The following is a 1,513-nucleotide window of genomic DNA, read 5'->3' as shown; positions in this document are numbered from 1 at the left end:
TGAGAGCCGGTTTTTCCTGGCTCCCGCCCTACAGGCTTGGACGCGCTTTTCCATCCGCGCGCTTGGCCTTCCTTACTGTGTCACCCCATCCTCCAAACGAAAGTTCGGTGGCATCGGATTCTCAACCGATTGTCCATCACCTACGCCATTCGGCCTCGGCTTAGGTCCCGGCTTACCCTGGGCGGACGAGCCTTCCCCAGGAATCCTTAGGCTTTCGGCGGGCAGGATTCTCACCTGCCTTTTCGCTTACTTATACCGGCATTATCACTTCCCATACGTCCACAGCTCCTTGTCGGTACTGCTTCGTCCCTATGGGAACGCTCCCCTACCACTCATATCTCTACAAGTCCATGGCTTCGGTGCGATGCTTTAGCCCCGTTTCATTTTTGGCGCAAGGCCACTTGACCAGTGTGCTATTACGCACTCTTTAAATGGTGGCTGCTTCTAAGCCAACATCCTGGCTGTCCGTGCAGCCTCACATCCTTTTCCACTTAGCATCGCTTTGGGACCTTAGCCGATGGTCCGGGCTGTTTCCCTTTTGACTACGAATCTTAGCACCCGCAGTCTGACTCCCGGGATTCAAATATGCGGCATTCGGAGTTTGATTGGGTTCGGTAATCGGTGAAGACCCCTAGCCCAGTCAGTGCTCTACCTCCGCTATTTATTCCCGAGGCTAGCCCTAAAGCTATTTCGGGGAGAACCAGCTATTTCCGGGTTCGATTGGCATTTCACCCCTACCCACACCTCATCCACCGCCTTTTCAACGACGGTTGGTTCGAGCCTTCACTTTATTTTACTAAAGCTTCACTCTGGACATGGGTAGATCACCCGGTTTCGGGTCTACTCCGACGGACTGTTCGCCCTGTTTAGACTTGCTTTCGCTGCGGCTCCGGGTTTTTCCCTTAACCTTGCCCGCCGGATGTAACTCGCCGGTCCGTTCTACAAAAAGTACGCCATTACTCTTTTAACGAGCTTTGACTGTTTGTAAGCATACGGTTTCAGGTGCTCTTTCACTCCCCTCCCGGGGTGCTTTTCACCTTTCCCTCACGGTACTTGTTCTCTATCGGTCGCAACGGGTGTTTAGCCTTGGAAGGTGGTCCTCCCTGATTCCCACGGGGTTCCACGTGTCCCGCGGTACTTGGGATACTCTCTATATTCAGCTTCTTTTCGCCTACAGGATTGTTACCTTCTGTGACGCGGCTTTCCAGCCGGCTTCGGCTAAAAATCTAAATACTTACAAGAGTCCCGCAACCCCATACATCCGAAGATATATGGTTTAGGCTCTTCCCTCTTCGCTCGCCGCTACTGGGGGAATCTCGTTTGATTTCTTTTCCTCCGGGTACTAAGATGTTTCAGTTCCCCGGGTGCCCTCTGCATGACTATGTATTCATCATGCAGTGACGGGGGTTTGCCCCGCCGGGTTGCCCCATTCGGATATTCACGGGTCTATGCCTGCTTGCGGCTCACCGTGACTTTTCGCAGCTTACCACGTCCTTCATCGGCCCATTGCGCC

The 1,513-nt window shown here is 53.5% G+C and carries 1 rRNA gene; it reads right to left on the bottom strand.

Annotation, left to right across the window (positions count from 1 at the left end):
* A 23S ribosomal RNA gene (locus tag DCCM_RS16650) occupies nt 1-1,513 on the bottom strand; the annotation flags it as partial.

It is taken from the genome of Desulfocucumis palustris, assembly GCF_002933875.1.
In the GTDB taxonomy this organism is placed as follows: domain Bacteria; phylum Bacillota; class Desulfotomaculia; order Desulfotomaculales; family Desulfocucumaceae; genus Desulfocucumis; species Desulfocucumis palustris.
The sequence above is the reverse complement of the archived record's forward strand: the minus strand, read 5'-3'. Positions and strand labels throughout refer to the sequence as shown.